Below are 17,645 nucleotides of genomic sequence, written 5' to 3'. Positions count from 1 at the left end.
AGAAGGAACTCGTTCGGTAAATGTGTAGGAGCTCCCTCTGGTTCAGAATATAATTCAAAAGAGGAGGATTTTTATGTCGCTAGTGATGGAATCGCAAGAAACGCAAGATGTGCAGCCGGAATCTAAAAAGTACCAATGGCAGACGTTATGGGCATCTGGTGTCGGGTACATGCTTGATGGTTTGGATCTGATGGTTTTGTCTTTCACACTTCCGCTTATTATTGCCGGCCTATCTTTGAGTACGGTAGAGGGAGGAGCACTATCGACCATTACCATGCTTGGAGCGGTTGTTGGCGGGATTATTTTTGGTATATTAGCTGATATATATGGTAGAGTCAGAGTTTTTTCATGGACAGTTCTCATTTTTTCTATATTCACCGGTCTTTGTGCGCTGGCAGTTGGTTTTTGGGACTTTGCTGCCTATCGTTTTTTAGCGGGACTTGGTTTAGGAGGGGAATTCGGCATAGGCATGACTCTTGTTACCGAAACCTGGCCTAAGAAAAAACGATCTCGTGCAACTTCAGGTGTGGCAGTAGGGTATCAGGTAGGGATTATACTTGCGTCATTAGCTACGGCAATTATTGCTCCCTATTTTGGTTGGCGCGGCGTTTTTCTATTCGGGGTACTACCGGCAATATTTGCCTTCTGGGTCCGAAAAGGAATGAAGGAACCCGAATTGTGGAAGCAAAGTAAAGCAAAAAGAAAAGATACAGGCAATAAAGTACCCATAAAACAAATTTTCGATTCCCCTAAAAAAGTGAGTATCACAATTGGGCTTATCATTATTTGCGGCGTCCAAAACTTTGGCTTTTATGGGGTCATGACCTGGGTTCCAACTGCACTAGCGCAAGAGGTTGGTTTTTCGTTTAGCGGTACGACTATTTGGACAGTTGTAACCACCATTGGTATGGTTCTTGGTATATTGGTGTTCGGTGTTCTTGCTGATAAATTAGGACGCAAGCCCTCATTTATCCTATTTCAAGTTTGTAGTGCTCTTGGTATTTGGATTTACTTTCAATTTTCCGTTCCATTATTATTAATTCTGTTTGGTGCGCTGCTGGGGTTTCTTGTAAATGGTATGATGGGCGGTTATGGTGCGGTCATATCAGAGCATTATACAACAGAGGTTCGGTCTACAGCCCAAAACTTCGTATGGAATGTTGGACGTGCTTTAGGCGGACTTGGACCATTAGCCATTGGTGCCATGGCAATGCATGGTACCATAAGTTCCGCTTTAGGTTTGATTTCCGGGGTCTATATCATTGCTGCACTAGCCATGTTATTTTTAGTACCGGAAACGAAAGGTAAGGAAATAAGCTAAACAAGTTTATTTACCTTTATTTTTGCAATGTATTACAATGAAGTAAGCGCATAAAATCATATAACTTATTTAATATGCGTTATTCTTTTTATATGCCAGGCAGATGTATTTTGATGTAAATGTAAAATCACGAAGGCCTGTCTCCCCAAGTTTCTATCTCAAAGCCGTGAAAGCGGGAATGAGCTGGATGCCTGGGATAGACGAATATGTGCTTTCTCAAGGTAGTGAAATGAGAGCAAACTATACGTTACTTAAGGGGACATGAAAATGTTCCCTTAAGTATGAAGATACAGTTTACCAATGTATAAAGTAAGCTATAGAGGATACGAAAAATTACAGAGGGAGAAAGAGAATGACTTTATTTCTATCCGAGAAGAGCGTTGTATCATTATTACCAATGAAAAAGGCCATTGAAGCTGTAAAATATGGACTTATGGAGCTTGGCCTTAATCGAGCACAAAATCAGCCAAGAGCCCGTGTGGCAATTGAAAATACCACACTTAACACCATGTCAGCCTCCATACCTGAAGCAAATATTATGGGAGTTAAAAATTATACATTTACGACAATGGCTAAAGATCCCATTGCATATTTCCTCCTTTTTTCAGGTGAGGGAGATCTGCTATGCTTGATGGAAGCAGATGAATTAGGAAGAATTCGTACGGGTGCTGTAACTGGTTTGGCTACGGATTATTTAGCAGTTCCACATTCCAAGGTGGCCGCGTTACTTGGGACAGGCTTTCAAGCTGAAACGCAACTAAAAGCGATCTGCGAGGTAAGAGATTTAGATCGCGTCTATGTCTGGAGCCGTCATCCAAAATCAGTTAACGATTTCTGCCACAGACTCCAACCCCAGGTTAGTGCAGAATTAAAACCAGCAGAAAATATTGAACGTGCAGTAAAAGATGCAGATATTATTACAACGGCAACAAGTGCACCCCAACCTATTTTATCAGGAGATTTAATAAACAAAGGCGTGCATCTGAATGCAATAGGAAATAACAGAGTATATGAGCGTGAAATCGACGGTGAAGCCGTGAATCGAGCGGATCTCATTATAACAGATTCAATCGAACAGTCGAAAATGGAATCTGGTGATTTGGTTATTGCCAATAAAGAAGGCATTGCTGTATGGAATCGCGTGAGTGAACTGACAGATTTAATCGTTGGAAAATCCATTCAACGAACTTCCGCTAATCAAATCACGATGTTTAAATCAAACGGCCTAGCCATAGAGGATGTCGCTGCAGCTTATTTTGTGTATAAAGAAGCTTTGCGGCTAAATATCGGGATCGACGTGGATATATAATAAATGGAATGGTTCATGATTATGTATAAGAATTCGCTTTCATCCCAGTTTTTTTGAACACGAACAAAAAAGACTTTTATTACCATATTTTTACAATAATCCGATCTTCTCCCTCAGTTAGAGTAAGCCTTTCCTTAAACCACTTAATAAAAATTTAATATACTGCTACAGGGATTCCTTACCTCCTAGCAAAGGGTGTGCACACACTAACACACAAAAAAACGGAAAGGAGGTGTAATTTCCCTTCTTTCCGTTTTGCATTCTTCTATACTGGTATTCAATTGTACATCAATATAGAAGAAAATAAAGGAATTCAAGAAGTTCTGTCGAATGTTATTGGGTAGATAACTCAATACCCATTGAGGTGGACAAAATGAAAAATATTTTCCAAAAGGATAATCTGATCCCGAAATTCAAGCCGTCAAATCAGCCATGAAAGATACAAAAGATCTTAGGATGTTCAAACGGTATCAATCCATTTTATGCATTTGAAAGGTAAACTTATTCCAGATTCCGCGCGGGTACATTGTCCACAAGATTTTTCTGTGTTAGATGACAATATCCTTCCTTATTAGGTGTGAAATAATTTTGGGTTGTGGGGGTGGGCGCGGAATATGGATAGTAAATATTGATCCAGGTTTAACAGAAAAAATAAAAGAACCTTAACCTATCTTTAGATACGATAGCAAGGCCCTATTTTTAATATCAAAAGAATATATCCAATTATTTGATACAGCTATATTTTTCTAGCTAGTAATAAGTTCAACTAAATGTTTGTACCTTTTTATGTGAACCAATTTCATTGCCAATTCTAACACCTTCTGCAATCGCTTCATACATTGAACGAGGGGCGACACAATCCCCAATAGTATGAACGGGAATCTGAGTTTGTAAAGAATCTGCTATTTCGAATCTCGATGTTCGATAGCCAGCAAAAACACATATATCAAATTCGGAAATATAGCGGAATTCGTTTGACCAAACATCTTGGAGGACAATCTCCCCATTCTCGGTCCCAATTAGGCGTTGATTGGGTGTGCACAAAATATTGTACTCTCTTAATCGTTTATACATGCTAGGCTTATTCGTATTATCCACATCGTCAAGGACTGTCTCCCCAAGTGTCGAAAGTTCTACATGGTTAGCCCCCGCTTTTTTGACAATATTGGAGGTGTAACACCCACGCATGCCACTAGGATCATAAACAAAAACATCTTTATCAGTAAAAAAAGTGGGATTCGCATCTAATACTTCAACATCCGTAATGGACGGTACAGCAATTCCTGCCGCTTCACGGGGGACGATTGTTCGTGCACCAGTAGCTACTATGATACAGTCCGGGTGCATTTTCATGAAAATATCTTGAGTTGCTTCCACATTACAATAAACATTTACACCCAAGCGATGTAATTCAGATATCAGCCATTCCATGTGCAACCCAAAATGACCGCGATCAGGCTGTAACGCACCATATGCCGCCTGGCCTCCGAGCTTTGCTTCTGCCTCAAACAAGATGACCTCATGCCCTCGTTCCGCTGCAACCCGAGCTGCTTCCATTCCGGCTGGTCCACCACCTACAACAACGACACGCTGAAAGTACACCATTTCCGCATAGTCATGAAGATGATCATTGGCAACGCCTGGGTTGACTGTGCAACCGAGTGACAATCCTGCCGCGGTTCTTCCAATGCAGCCTTGATTCGTACCGATACATGGCCGAATTTGCTTATCTTTCCCTTCATAAGATAGAACAGGCATATTCGGATCTGCAATAATGGCCCTAGTCATTGCAACGAGATCACAATCCCCCTCTGTTAGTGACTGTTCTGCATGTATTGGTTTAACAATCCTTCCGGCTGCAAGAACAGGCACAGAAAGGTGGGGCCTCATTTTCTTAGCTAAATGATTGAAGCACCGCACCGGATAGGAATCAGGTGGGATTGTTTTATCTTGGGCACCCAAAATCGCTCCAGTTCCACCACTTATATTAAAAAGGTCAATACAATTGATAGCATCTAATCGTTGAGCAATTTCGAACATATCTTCTTGATCCAGACCTAGCACATCTGTCATCGGATCACCTGACATACGAAAACTAATGATAAAATTATCAGAAACGACTTTGCGGATAGCCTTTACAACTTCAACTGAAAATCGCATACGCCCGATAATATCCCTACCATACTCATCGTCACGTTGATTAAGGACTGGGCTCATGCAAAAAGAATAGAAAAGGTAAAAGCATTTCGCACGTATATTACGAACAACTGGGAGCGAATTTTCGACTGGCGAGAAGTAGTAGAAAATCCACCGAAGGACGCAGAAGCTTGGGAGCGATGGAATCCAATCAACGGCACATTTCTTTCCACATGAAAAAGAGAGGCATGCATTGGAGTTCAGAAGGAGGAGAAGCCATGGTTAAAGTGAAAACAAGGAATCCTAAACGAAACATTGCGGAACGTGTATGTAAAACATCAACACAGAAGTGCTAGAAAGCAACGAGAAGTGAAAAGGATGTACGTAATCCAACCCGTCCATTAGTGGGGGTTAAACAGGGCGCTATAGGCCTATATACGGCTCATTCTACAGCCATGGGTCATTTAGTTAAAAGCTTTAAATAAATAATACCCTGATTTTGTGGTAACGTTCTTGGGTTGTAGAACGTTACCACAAAATCAGGGCCAGCAAGCGACAGCGCGGTAGCCGAACAAAGTGTACAAAATGATGATGCCTGGAATATTGGTATGAAAGCAACGTCGAGAAAAGCTTGACACATGCTCGATCTGCAACATTTTTTGCAAATCTCATTTCATGCGTTACAATAACTATTGATCTTCCTTCCTTAGCCAAATCCTTAATAACATGCAATACCTCTCCTACTAGTTTAGGATCAAGGGCAGATGTTGGCCCGTCAAATAAAATGAGTTTTGGGTTCATTCCTAACGCCCTAGAAAATTGCAATCCGTTGTTGCTGTCCACCTGATAAAACTCCTGGGTGGGGATTGTTTTTATCGAGTAAACCGACTTTTTCCAGTAATGCCTCTCCTTCCTTTATCGCTCATAACGGAATAAAACCATTTGTGCTAGAGTGAGAACAACAGTAACACATTCGGCAAATTCAATAATCGAGATTAAACTTAGATACTGTTATTAGCCATCATAATCAGACTACGTATAAAACGATAAGCTTCTAAGATTGTTCCGGCCCTATATTCAATTGATAAAGGATCTTTCCTTTTTACGATAGGCAGAATCTCAGCTGCATCAGCCAAGCCAGAATGTAAAAATGACATTTCCACAAGAATTGGGCCATCCAAAGTAAAGGGTTCAATACTATTTTTTTCATTCAAACTTGCGCTGGTTTCCATTTTAATTAATTGATACACTAGCTCTTGGCTCTTATTTACAGCAGTTGTTCTATTTATTGTTTCTTTTACAACTGTTGTATGAATGTTTGGAATCAATTCAGCAGCTTCTTCGCTTAATCGATTACATCCACTAACCATGACAACGGGTACCCCAAAATAACCAGCTACTGCAGCATTCAAACCAAATTCTCCGTACGCTTTCCCGTTAATTTTTATATTTCGAACAACACGCCCATTGAATGTATGATTTAAGATACCATCTGAACCCATTCTGGTATGATAACCAATGAATATAGCAGCATCATATGTTTCGTCTAATCCTTCAACCATTGCAAACTTTTTTGGTGCACCACTAATCAACTCAGCTTTTGAATGTAGATGTTCCAGCAAAATATTTCTCATTGTTCCGTGGGAGTCATTGACTACTATGCTTGTAGCTCCGGCTTCTAAAGCTCCTTCAATACATGCATTCACTTCTTTGGTCATATACATTCTGGCTCGATCATGCTCCCTTCCATCCCGAGCAGTATGTTCGCTATGTACTACTCCTGAGACCCCTTCAATATCTGCAGAAATATATATTTTCAGCTTACTCCCTCCTTAATAATGTATGAATAGCACATATTATTTAATAGATATTTTTGAATCAGTGCTTGTCATTTTACTGTATCCTTCCAAGAACTTTTCGCCATCAAGTGAAATGGTAGAACCGGCTCTTCCTTGCCTTACCATAATTAAGCCCAACTCTTGAAGAATCTCTAACCTCATACGCAATTGTTGCTCCGATAGGGCTAATCCCATCTTTTCCAATTTACCTTTCAAAACTTTCCTCCCGAAGGACACACGCTGTTGCTTATCTCCGTAAAATGACCTAAGTATCGCTATACTTTCATCGAGATATCCGTGCATTTCTATTTTATCTATCACACTTTGAATCTCGTCAGCAGTTGCAAACAAGTTAAAATTTTCCTGTCCTACGTTGGAACGCAAAAAGATCGGAAGGTATGCACTATCAATATAATTACCGTTCAATGACACCATATATGTAATTAAGTTATAAAGTTCCCTTACGTTGCCTTTCCAATTATAACTTCTGAAAAACGCCAATACCTCATCCGCAATTTCAATATCCACTTTTTTGATTCTTTGTTTTATATTGTTAATTAAATAAGGTAAATCATCCATTCGCTCCGATAGTGAAGGAATATGAAGATCATAATCTGAAATTAAATGGTAAAAATCATCATTTAAATCTTCACTTTTAAATAGATCTTCACAGGAAACACTGCTGGTAAAAATAACACGACAATCAACTTTTATTTCACCGCCGTCTGTTGAACGGACAAAATATCCATTTTTCAACGAATGAAGGATTCTTTCTTTGACAGATGGATGCAAGCAATCAATTTTTTCAATACATAAAGTACCATTTTTAGCGATTTCAAATAAACCAAATGATATAGACCCTTCTGTCATGGAACCAAACAGCACTTTCTCAGCAACATTAAAATCAATTGACGAACAATCAATCGATATAAATGGCTGATCCCTAAAAATGGATTCATTATGGATTGCTTGGGCAAACATACTTTTTCCAGTCCCAGGCTTTCCTTCAATGTAAATATATTTTACACTAATATCTCTTGCGTACACCTTAGCACATCGAATAGCTTCTTTCATAGAACTGCTGACAGAAATGATATCCTCAAAACTATATTGTGCAATATTTCGGATATCCTTTCCTCCATGCATACTGTATTGCTCATATCCAGCCAATGATACACATGATTTGAAATAACGTTTGGATACATGCGCTTTCGAAAAATTGAGTTGCAATAAATCAATTATCTCTCCAAATGTACTAATGTCCAAAAGTCTCGGACCGATATCAATCACATTTGTCAATCCATTGGGTAGAAGATGTTTTTCTCCTGGAGTCACTATATAGTCTATTTTTTCAGGCAAACTCACTTCTGGTGTATATGCAATATATTCGTGCTCAAATATAATTTCCCTTAACGATTCAACTGTTTCACGCGCATTTAATGTATTATCGTTTACCACCAAAATTTTTTTACCAGGTGGAAGTTTTAATAATTTATGAGTATTTGTATAATTAATATCTCGTTTTGCCACAATGCACGTGCAATCATGTGGAATAAACCGTTCAACTAGACCCTTGATACGATTATTTGAAATAACAACTACATCTCCATGGTCGACTGTATTCTTTTGAAGATCCTTTACTGTTACGCAATGAATAGTAATTTTATCTCCTAAAACTTCTTTAACTTGGTTGGTAATAGTAGCTAGATATTCCTCTTGAATTGCAATGATTATTAATTTTCTTTCTAACATTCTATATTACTCCCTAGTAGACTATTTTAATTTATTCATTTATCAAATGGCATGCCGCATAATGTCCCACGCCTATCTTTGTAAACTCAGGTACACTTTTCTTACATATCTCCATTGCAAAAGGGCACCTTGTATGAAAAGTGCATCCATTAGGAGGGTTCGCCGGGCTCGGTATATCCCCTTTAAGAACGATACGCTCCCTTTTTAATTTTGGGTTAGGAATGGGAACTGCGGATAACAACGATTTTGTATATGGATGCTGAGGATTTTTATAAAGTTCTGTTTTATCAGCAATCTCCACAATTTTTCCTAAATACATAACCCCTACACGATCACTGATATGTTCAACTACGCTTAAATCGTGAGCGATAAATAAATACGTTAAATCAAATTCCTTTTGAAGTCGCTTTAATAAATTTAAAATCTGTGCTTGGATCGACACATCCAATGCTGAAACAGGTTCATCGGCAATAATCAATTTTGGATTAACTGCTAACGCTCGTGCAATGCCAATACGCTGGCGCTGACCACCACTAAATTCATGTGGATAGCGTTCAGCGTGATAAGAATTCAATCCAACTACCTCCAATAATTCCTTGACACGGCTCAAGCTCTTTTTTTTATCGTATCCATGAATGATTAAGGGTTCGTTAATAATATTTTTCACTTTCATTCTTGGATTCAATGAAGCATATGGATCCTGAAAAATCATTTGAAAATCTTTTCTTATCCGACGCAACTGCTCCTCATTCAACTCGGATAACTTATTGTTTTCAAAGTATATTTCACCGTCAGATGGCTCAAGCAACCGTGTTAACAATCTACCAGTGGTAGACTTTCCGCACCCACTTTCTCCAACTAAACCGAATGTTTCTCCTTTTTTAATAGAAAACGATACATCGTCAACGGCCTTGACAAATGATTTCTTCGTTCCCAATATACCTTTTTTCACCGGAAAATATTTTTTTAATTGTTTTATCTCTACCAATGGAGTGGTCATAATTCAACCTCCACTTGTTTATTTTGAAATAAAAGACACCTAACCAAGTGGTCATTTTCAGTTTCGATTAAATTTGGATCGATTTCCCAGCATTTTTCCATAGCGAATTTACAGCGCGGTGCAAACTTGCACCCATTTGGCATATTATATGGTGTAGGAACATTCCCGGGTATAGAATCTAATTCTTCAGCATTTTCACCTAATTTCGGTACAGAACCTATTAATCCTTTTGTATAGGGATGTTTCGGATCCTCAAACAAAGTAATAACATCGGTTTCCTCGACTACCTTTCCCGCATACATGACAACTACTCTATCACACATTTCTGCAACAACACCTAAGTCGTGAGTGATGAGCATAATTGCTGTTTCGCTTGTCTCCCTTAATTCTTGCATAAGCTCGAGAATTTGGGCTTGTATGGTTACATCAAGGGCAGTAGTTGGTTCATCGGCAATCAATAACTTTGGACTACAAGCCATAGCCATAGCGATCATGACTCGTTGTCGCATCCCGCCAGATAATTGATAAGGAAATTCATTCATCAGCTGTTTAGCTCGTGGAAGTCCAACAAGCTCTAACATCCTAATTGCATGTTTATGTGCTCTTTTTTTGTCGTATTTTAGGTGCAAGCGTATCGCCTCTTCCAATTGCTTTCCTATTTTATATACTGGATTTAAAGAGGTCATCGGCTCTTGAAAAATCATGGCTATATCATTTCCACGTATACCTCGCATTTCCTTTTCGCTAATTTCCAATATATTTTTATTCTCAAATTCAATGGATCCGCCTACTACCTGACCAGGGGTATCTTGTAACAATCGCATGATAGATAGAGAGGTTACACTTTTCCCACAGCCTGATTCACCAACAATTCCAACAGTTTCCCCTTTGTTAACGGTAATTGTCACACCATCAACTGCTATAACTACACCATCATCCCCGAAAAAATGCGTTTTTAAATCTGTGATTTTGAGTAACGGTTCGGTCATTAATATTCTCCTTTCTACTCGTAAATAAGGCAAGTCTAATTTTCACCTACATCTTCATTCCTTTATCTTTGGATCGAGTGCATCCCTTAAACCATCTCCTAAAAGGTTGAAAGCTAATACTGTTATAAAAATAGCTAACCCTGGAAATATAGTTACATGTGGAGCCGTATTCAAATAATCTCTTCCATTACTTAACATTGCTCCCCACTCCGGTGATGGAGGTTGTGCCCCTAAACCCAGAAAACTTAAACTTGCCGCCGTTAGAATAGCAGTACCTATTCTCATCGTAATATAAACAATAATACTGGAAACTGTACCTGGAAAAATATGTTTCCAAATAATCCTTGCATTTACCGCTCCAATAGACTTCGTAGCTTCTACATATACAGTTGATTTGATTGATATAGCACTACTCCGTACAATTCTCGCAAAAGAAGGGATATTAAAAATAGCTACAGCAATAATAACGTTTTCTAGTCCGGGACCTAATATGGCAATAATACCAATTGCAAGTAAAATTCCTGGAAAGGCAAACAATACATCGCATATCCTCATAATGATACTATCGAGCCATTTACCGTAAAATCCACTAATTAGGCCCAGGAATGTCCCCACAACAGCACCAAGAAACACTGATAAAAGGCCGACAAAAAGTGAAATTCTTGCTCCCCCAATGATTCTGCTAAATATATCTCTCCCATAGGTGTCTGTCCCAGCCAGATGTTCTAACGATGGTCCTTGCAAAACATTAGCATAATCAGGTTGATCAATTGTATAAGGCGCAATTGCTGGCCCGATAGCCGCAACACCCAGTAAAAGAACAATAAAAACTCCAGACACTAACGCAAGACGTTGCTTCCTAAATTTTCTCCAAAACCCCCTAAGCGGAGTGCTTTTTTTGACTTCCGGCGAGGACAAAGTCTGATCCGTAGTTAATTCTGCCGCTTGCGACATGATAATTCCTCCCTTTCTTAATCGTAACGAATTTGTGGATTAAGAAATCCGTAGAGTAGGTCCACAACTAGATTGATCACGATAAATTCCAAAGCGAACAACAACATTTCTGCTTGTATAACAGGATAATCTCGAAAGGCGACTGAATCGATTAGCAACCTGCCCAAGCCTGGCCAGCTAAAAACAGTTTCAATAACAATGGAACCTCCCAGCAGGAAACCGAATTGTAATCCAGTCATCGTAACTACTGGTATCATTGCATTCTTCAAACCATGGCCCCAAACGACTTTATTGTTTTTCAAACCCTTTGCTCTTCCCGTTCGAATGTAATCTTCTCTCAAGATGTCCATAAGGGAGGATCTTGTAAACCTGGCAATTACCGCCGCGACCCCTGCACCTAGTGTAACAGACGGTAATATGTAACTTTTCCAAGACTCCAATCCTCCCGTTGGAAGCCATCCCAACATAACAGCAAAGATTTGAATCAGAACCAAGCCTAACCAAAATGAAGGAACAGAAATCCCCGAAACAGCTCCAAACATCCCTAGGTAATCTTGCCATTTGTTTCGTTTTGTTGCCGAAATGACGCCAATCAATAAACCAAATATGATAGCAAACACCATACTCCAAACGGTCAACCAAAATGTAGGCATAAACCGCATGGCAATTTCATCATAAACGGGTCGGCTTGTTTTCAGAGAAACACCGAAATCCCCTTTAAAAATCCCGTCAACAAAGTTCAAATATTGTACATGAATCGGTTTATCAAGACCGAGCTGTTCACGAACATTCTCCACATCCTCTATGGTTGCATCTTGACCTGCAACCAATCTTGCTGGATCTCCGGGAATCATATGTACAAATAAAAAGATAAAAATAGATACGATAAACAGGATTGGAATGATTCCAATAACTCGTTTAATAAAGAACCTAAACATCAAACCCCTCCCCGAAAATAAAGTATTGGACGCCTTGTCACTTTACACAAAGCTTCACAGCGCCCAGAACAGATATTTATTGAACAATTTTCATGTTTTCAAGACTTAAAGAACCATCAGGCAATAGATAAATACCTTCTAAATAATTTTTCTTGCCAAAAATCGTATCATCCACAGCTAAAAATGCCCAAGGCACATCATCCCATAATTTTTTCTGAGCATCTGCATATGCCTGTTCTCTTTTTCCTTCATCTGCTGTAGCCAATGCATCTTCAATCAAATTATTTACTTCTTCTTCATCATAATAAGCGGTATTATATGAATTTGGTGGAAACGCACTCTTTCCCCCAAGAAGTGGGCGAATACCCCAGTCCGCATCACCAGTTGATGGAGACCATCCCCCGTAATACATCTCTAGCTTGGCATCATCTGGGTTTTCTACCGACCAAATGCTGTCTGATAACGTACCGGATTCCATAGGAACTACTTCAACCTTTATATTAATTTGATCAAGCTGTTGTTGGATAAATTCCATGGCCTTCGTACTTGCTGAGTTATTTCCTCCCCATAAAGTTGTTTCGAATCCTTCCTCATAACCAGCCTCTTTCATAAGTTTCTTTGCTTTTTCAAGATCAAATTTATACGGATCTTGCTTTGAATAAAATTTTGTGTTGGGAGCAATTACAGAATCCATTGGCTCCGCATATCCATTTACTACCACATTGATAAACGCTTCTTTGTTAATCGCATAGTTAATAGCCTGACGAACTTTAATATCGTTAAAAGGTTTTTTCATCGTGTTCATTGCCATGTATCTAGTAACGATAGATGGTGAATTTTCGACAACAATACCATCTTTGTTATTAATGCTTTTAGCCTGTTCGGTAGGAACCGGATAAATGAAATCGGCTTCTCCGGTTTGTAACATCGCAATTCGCGAACCATTTTCTGGAGTAGGTTTAAATGTGATAGAATCAACCTCATCACCACTTGTATTCCAGTATTCTTCATTTTTTGTAGCCGTTAAATAATCCCCCGGCTGCCATTCTTTGAACACGTATGGTCCGGTACCAACAGGATGTTGAGAAACATCGTTACCATACTCCTTAAGAGCCTTTGGGCTAATCATCATACCAGCCGGATGTGCAAAAGTATTAATCATTGCACCAAACGGTTCTGAGAGAGTAACCTTTACTGTATATTCATCAACTACCTTTGTTTCTTTGATGATTTGAAATAGGCTAGCACGAATTAATTTACTATCGGGATCTGAAAGCCGATCAAGATTAGCTTTGACAGCCTCTGCATTAAAAGGGGTTCCGTCATGGAACTTAACGCCTTCTTGTAGCTTAAATGTAAACTCTGTCGCTTCATCATTGGCCGAATACTCCTTTGCCAACACGGGAATTACATTCATATCCTTATCAAAACCAACTAAACCTTCCATCATGGTTTTTTGAGCAGAATAGGAAAGCGTGTCATTCGTATCATGAGGATCCATGCTGATAAAGTTATCAGCAACTGCAATCGTGATGTCCTTACCTTCCTTTTTTACTATTTTTTGCGATTTTCCATTGTCTTTTCCCGAATCCGTGTTACCAGAACTGGAGTTTGAACAACCAATCAATGCAATAGCCAAAATAAACAAGAACAGAACCAAAATTGTTTTCTTCATATTATTCCCTCCAAAGTTTAATTGATTTTGAGCTATTCTTAAGACAATTGATTTAGAGTTAACTATAAACCGATTATTCTCGATTACTAAACGTCAAAATATTAAGTTAATTACGGTTCTACGTATAGAACGAATTCTATTAAGCATTTACTGTCTTATTTAATTGGAATATAGGATTAAGTTCCCCAATCACTTCATCTCTTGTATTAAAAAGTTTTGGATAATGCCATTTTTTTAATTGGTCAAGCTGGTTATTGTTTAAAAGACCCAGTTGAGCTAGCACCTCTACAGCAGCAGGACTGGAGGCCCTCCCATTACCATCCAGCACCTTGACAGCAATCCCCAAACCAGTTTCCTTGTCACCGATACAATACACACCCTCTGCACCCGCTTTTCCAAAAAATCTTCCTTTTCCGGCACGCATAAAATCAGTACAGAATCGGTTTGTACCGCCAACCATTTCTGGTGCTGATACCATTGCATTAGTAATACACTCCACGGCATATTTCCGCTTATCGTCAAAAATGTTCGGTTTCGCCATTCGTGCGAATCCATATGCAAGGTTTTTTATTGGCAATGCATGGACTGGAACGCCACAACCATCTACTCCGATCGCTATTTCACTTTTGGGATAATCACACACTTCACTGATAACAGAGAGAATTCTTTGCTGTACCGGATGTTCCAATTCGTAATACTTTTCTGTAGATTCTCCCATGTATTTTGCTGTCACCAACATTCCCGAATGTTTTCCAGAACAGTTGTTGTACAGCGATGTAATTTCTTTGCCCTCAAGAATTAATTTTCTATATGTATCTTCCCAACGCGGATTATGTATTCCACACCTTAAATATGAATCGTCAAGGCCCGCTCTTTTTAATATGGAAATAACCCGATCAGTATGCATAGGTTCCCCATTATGAGAGGCAGTACAGAGTGCCAAATCTGCATCACTAAAATAATAGTAATCTGCAGCACCTGTTTCAACCAATGGTATGGCTTGAAGTGGTTTCATAGATGAGCGTGCGTAAATTTTATGTTCTGGATCTCCCAAGTGATATAACAGATCACCCTTAGAATCAACGACTGCAATATTCATATGATGGTAACTTTCGACTTCTTTCCCTCTTTTTGCTTCAATTAGATCTCTATTTTCCATTTCTTCTCTCCCTTTTTAATTTTTTGATAATAACAAAATAATAAACTATATTGGAACCAATTTCAACCTATTAATTCAAAAAACTATTAAAAATAAATAAATAGGTTGAAATACGCGAGATTATTCGTATGTTTCAACCTGAAAGTTTAATGGTTAGATGGACTTTCGTTTATATTGATTGAAAAAACTAATAATAATAAAGTGTTTTACAGTAACACTAGTCATATCGAAACAATAATGGAATGATCACGATTCGCAAAAGTTCTAAAAAAGATGTACAAGCATATGAAACTATTAGGTGTATAGATATGAACGAATGCGATGAGCTAATTGAAAGGGTTGAAAGACATTACGCAAAATATAATACAGTTAGAATAAGCAATGATTGAAAGTATTTTTAACCAGAGAATAGAAATGTTAATTGATCTTAGGGATGTGTTTGTCGCTACTATAATTAGCAACCTATCCCATGCATGTCACCAATTACGCATAGTAAGTCACCCTTCAATGTCACTATATTTTTGAATGAATGGAAAAAGACCTACAGTTTATTAAGTAGTTGATTAACTGTAGGTTTCTTGTTCGTAATTCATATATTCAGCAATTTTGAAAGCGTTAGTTTTTCAGTGTCTTCTACCAGTCCACGTGTACTACCAAGATAAAGAAATGGATTGCATCCATAATACTAGTGAGCCACTATTGAATTATGATTGTGGCTCACTCCTGTCTCAATTGGATTCTTTTCCTGTCCGGAAGCGGATTAAAAAGCCGGCATAGGTGGGTCTAACCTATGATTTTTCAGCGGGTACACTGTGGCGGAGAAGCCTGTGCCTGTTACTGCTATTTTAGTCAAATTAACTTAGTATTAAGCTGACCTTCAATCCTACTGCCACCATACTAAATTTTATTAATAGGGAATAAATTTGTGGGAGCACTTCACCCTAATTTAGACTCAACAAATGACTTTGCCAAAACCTCTAATTCTTCCCATTTATTTTGGTTAATTAATTCAGATTGGACTAACGAGCCCCCAACTCCTACTGCAATAGAGCCTGTCTCAAAAAAACTTTTAATATTATTTAGCGAGATACCACCTGTTGGCATAACTTGTATTTCACCTAGTGGACCTTTAATATCCTTAATGAATTTTGGACCTAATACACTGGCCGGGAAGACTTTAATAATATCAGCTCCCCAAATATAACCTTGATAGATTTCAGTTGGCGTAAACGCACCTGGGATCATAATTTTCCCCTCACGTTTGGTATATTCAATTGTATCTCTATCTAAAGTCGGGGCAAAAATGAAATCTGCTCCGGCCACAATTGCTTCTTTCGCCTGCTTTTGATTTAATACTGTCCCGGCACCTACTACAGTTTGCTCTCCATATTTACTTTTTAACTCACTTATTTTCTCCAATGAATTCTTAGAATTCATTGTTATCTCTATACCTGTAACACCACCCGCCACCAATGAATCAACTAATGGTGTCACCTTATCTGGGTCTATCTTTCTAACCACAGCCACAATTCCTGAAGAAACCAATTTATTTAGAGTAGAATTAGCCATTTTATACCTACTTTCCCGAAAATCTATTGTTGACTCTAGTAACTAACGAGTTACCTTTTTTTCTGAATTACCAGGATCTATCTCTTCCCAGTATGGATAGCCTTCAAAGTCCCCCTCTACATTTAAAGCACATGCACCAACATTGTTACCTAATCTAACGGAATCATAGCAATTCCAACCTCTTAACAATCCGGAAATAAAACCAGCAGCAAAGCCGTCTCCAGCTCCAACCGTGTCCACAACGTTCTCCACGGTATACCCTGGCACATAACCGCTATCTTTTTTAGTTGAAAAATAGGCACCCTTTGATCCTAATTTGACAACTACTACACTTGTTCCTCGTTCTAGAAAAAATTGAGCAATCTTTTCCGGGCTTTCATACCCAGTTAACAATTTACCTTCTTCAATACCCGGCATTACAATGTCACAATCCTTTGCAATATCAACTAACTCTCTTATTGCTTCTTCTTCAGTCCATAGCTTCAAACGGATATTCGGATCAAACACCACGCATTGTTCATTGTTATTCTTAGCTGAGTTTATAGCTCTTTTAACTGCCGCTTTACCCGAAAAGCTTAATGCTGCAGTGATACCTGTTAGGTGAATGAACTTAGCCTGCCGAAAATATGAAGTGTTTACATCGTCTGGACCCAACGTACTGGCCGCAGAGTTTTGTCGATAATAATAAATATTAGGATCTTTTCCAACTGTTCTTTCTTTAAAAAATACTCCAGTGGGATTATCATCAACAAATACGACTTGTGAAGTATCTACTCCTTCTCCACGAATCACATTTCGAACATATAATCCAAATTCATCATTTCCCAATTTACTTACCCAACCAACTTGATGACCTAGTCTTGATAATGCTACTGCAACATTTGATTCGGCCCCACCAATCATTTTATTAAAGCGATTTATATAGCGTAGAGGGCCATAAGAATCTGGTGAAAGCAACACCATACTTTCCCCTAACGTTATTACATCCATATTTAATCCCTCAAT

13 protein-coding genes and 2 pseudogenes are annotated in these 17,645 nt (G+C 38.6%); 3 read left to right on the top strand and 12 right to left on the bottom strand.

What is annotated here, in order from left to right:
- Positions 1–73: 73 nt before the first annotated feature.
- Together IEX12_RS03395 and IEX12_RS03390 are read left to right on the top strand one after the other, a co-directional pair.
- Complete coding sequence (locus IEX12_RS03395; protein ID WP_155555173.1) at positions 74–1,321, top strand: MFS transporter; 1,248 nt, start codon at positions 74–76, stop codon at positions 1,319–1,321.
- A 352-nt stretch (positions 1,322–1,673) separates the two neighbouring features.
- Positions 1,674–2,630, top strand: a complete 957-nt coding sequence (locus IEX12_RS03390; RefSeq protein WP_188724653.1) for an ornithine cyclodeaminase family protein — start codon at positions 1,674–1,676, stop codon at positions 2,628–2,630.
- Positions 2,631–3,392: 762 nt separating this feature from the next.
- Here the strand turns inward: IEX12_RS03390 and IEX12_RS03385 are convergent.
- Positions 3,393–4,847 (bottom strand): oxidoreductase, encoded by a 1,455-nt coding sequence (locus IEX12_RS03385; protein WP_155555175.1) that lies wholly within the window; start codon positions 4,845–4,847, stop codon positions 3,393–3,395.
- A 3-nt stretch (positions 4,848–4,850) separates the two neighbouring features.
- On the opposite strand from IEX12_RS03385, the pseudogene IEX12_RS23250 reads away from it, so the two are divergent.
- Positions 4,851–5,144, top strand: a pseudogene (locus IEX12_RS23250) (UPF0236 family transposase-like protein); the annotation flags it as partial.
- 264 nt (positions 5,145–5,408) lie between these two features.
- Here the strand turns inward: IEX12_RS23250 and IEX12_RS03380 are convergent.
- From IEX12_RS03380 to IEX12_RS03330, 11 genes and pseudogenes are all read right to left on the bottom strand, one after another.
- Positions 5,409–5,676, bottom strand: a pseudogene (locus tag IEX12_RS03380) (ATP-binding cassette domain-containing protein); the annotation flags it as partial.
- A 91-nt stretch (positions 5,677–5,767) separates the two neighbouring features.
- Positions 5,768–6,562, bottom strand: a complete 795-nt coding sequence (locus tag IEX12_RS03375) for a M55 family metallopeptidase (protein ID WP_371871265.1) — start codon at positions 6,560–6,562, stop codon at positions 5,768–5,770.
- Between the two features lie 60 nt (positions 6,563–6,622).
- Positions 6,623–8,356, bottom strand: coding sequence for a sigma 54-interacting transcriptional regulator (locus IEX12_RS03370; RefSeq protein ID WP_155555177.1), 1,734 nt, complete (start codon positions 8,354–8,356; stop codon positions 6,623–6,625).
- A gap of 31 nt (positions 8,357–8,387) precedes the next feature.
- Positions 8,388–9,356: an ABC transporter ATP-binding protein gene (locus tag IEX12_RS03365; RefSeq protein ID WP_155555178.1), complete on the bottom strand. Its 969-nt coding sequence runs from the start codon at positions 9,354–9,356 to the stop codon at positions 8,388–8,390.
- Positions 9,353–10,345 (bottom strand): ABC transporter ATP-binding protein, encoded by a 993-nt coding sequence (locus IEX12_RS03360; RefSeq protein ID WP_188724652.1) that lies wholly within the window; start codon positions 10,343–10,345, stop codon positions 9,353–9,355. The genes IEX12_RS03365 and IEX12_RS03360 overlap by 4 nt, the downstream gene beginning before the upstream one ends.
- Positions 10,346–10,399: 54 nt before the next feature.
- On the bottom strand, positions 10,400–11,299 hold the full coding sequence (locus tag IEX12_RS03355) for an ABC transporter permease subunit (protein WP_155555180.1): 900 nt from the start codon (positions 11,297–11,299) through the stop codon (positions 10,400–10,402).
- A gap of 17 nt (positions 11,300–11,316) precedes the next feature.
- Complete coding sequence (gene gsiC / locus IEX12_RS03350; RefSeq protein WP_155555181.1) at positions 11,317–12,237, bottom strand: glutathione ABC transporter permease GsiC; 921 nt, start codon at positions 12,235–12,237, stop codon at positions 11,317–11,319.
- A gap of 76 nt (positions 12,238–12,313) precedes the next feature.
- Positions 12,314–13,912, bottom strand: a complete 1,599-nt coding sequence (locus IEX12_RS03345; protein WP_155555182.1) for a glutathione ABC transporter substrate-binding protein — start codon at positions 13,910–13,912, stop codon at positions 12,314–12,316.
- A gap of 139 nt (positions 13,913–14,051) precedes the next feature.
- The gene (locus IEX12_RS03340) at positions 14,052–15,071 is read right to left on the bottom strand and encodes an asparaginase (RefSeq protein WP_155555183.1); all 1,020 of its coding nucleotides are present in this window, start codon (positions 15,069–15,071) and stop codon (positions 14,052–14,054) included.
- Between the two features lie 936 nt (positions 15,072–16,007).
- A complete protein-coding gene (locus IEX12_RS03335; protein WP_155555184.1) occupies positions 16,008–16,640 on the bottom strand; it encodes a bifunctional 4-hydroxy-2-oxoglutarate aldolase/2-dehydro-3-deoxy-phosphogluconate aldolase in 633 nt (210 codons plus the stop codon).
- A gap of 42 nt (positions 16,641–16,682) precedes the next feature.
- Positions 16,683–17,630 carry a sugar kinase gene (locus tag IEX12_RS03330; RefSeq protein ID WP_155555185.1) on the bottom strand — a complete coding sequence of 316 codons (948 nt, stop codon included), beginning with the start codon at positions 17,628–17,630 and terminating at the stop codon, positions 16,683–16,685.
- Positions 17,631–17,645: the final 15 nt, after the last annotated feature.

It is taken from the genome of Lentibacillus populi (genome assembly GCA_014642895.1).
GTDB classification, from domain to species: Bacteria; Bacillota; Bacilli; order Bacillales; family Amphibacillaceae; genus Lentibacillus_C; species Lentibacillus_C populi.
Note: the sequence above shows the minus strand (reverse complement) of the source record. Positions and strands in the feature narration are given on the sequence as shown.

Coding starts and splice junctions, on each gene's coding strand:
- IEX12_RS03385 (WP_155555175.1), bottom strand. CDS start 4,847: ATGAGCCCAGTCCTTAATCAACGTGACGATGAGTATGGTAGGGATATT.
- IEX12_RS03355 (WP_155555180.1), bottom strand. CDS start 11,299: ATGTCGCAAGCGGCAGAATTAACTACGGATCAGACTTTGTCCTCGCCG.
- gsiC (WP_155555181.1), bottom strand. CDS start 12,237: ATGTTTAGGTTCTTTATTAAACGAGTTATTGGAATCATTCCAATCCTG.
- IEX12_RS03340 (WP_155555183.1), bottom strand. CDS start 15,071: ATGGAAAATAGAGATCTAATTGAAGCAAAAAGAGGGAAAGAAGTCGAA.
- IEX12_RS03370 (WP_155555177.1), bottom strand. CDS start 8,356: ATGTTAGAAAGAAAATTAATAATCATTGCAATTCAAGAGGAATATCTA.
- IEX12_RS03330 (WP_155555185.1), bottom strand. CDS start 17,630: ATGGATGTAATAACGTTAGGGGAAAGTATGGTGTTGCTTTCACCAGAT.
- IEX12_RS03360 (WP_188724652.1), bottom strand. CDS start 10,345: ATGACCGAACCGTTACTCAAAATCACAGATTTAAAAACGCATTTTTTC.
- IEX12_RS03390 (WP_188724653.1), top strand. CDS start 1,674: ATGACTTTATTTCTATCCGAGAAGAGCGTTGTATCATTATTACCAATG.
- IEX12_RS03335 (WP_155555184.1), bottom strand. CDS start 16,640: ATGGCTAATTCTACTCTAAATAAATTGGTTTCTTCAGGAATTGTGGCT.
- IEX12_RS03395 (WP_155555173.1), top strand. CDS start 74: ATGTCGCTAGTGATGGAATCGCAAGAAACGCAAGATGTGCAGCCGGAA.
- IEX12_RS03345 (WP_155555182.1), bottom strand. CDS start 13,912: ATGAAGAAAACAATTTTGGTTCTGTTCTTGTTTATTTTGGCTATTGCA.
- IEX12_RS03365 (WP_155555178.1), bottom strand. CDS start 9,356: ATGACCACTCCATTGGTAGAGATAAAACAATTAAAAAAATATTTTCCG.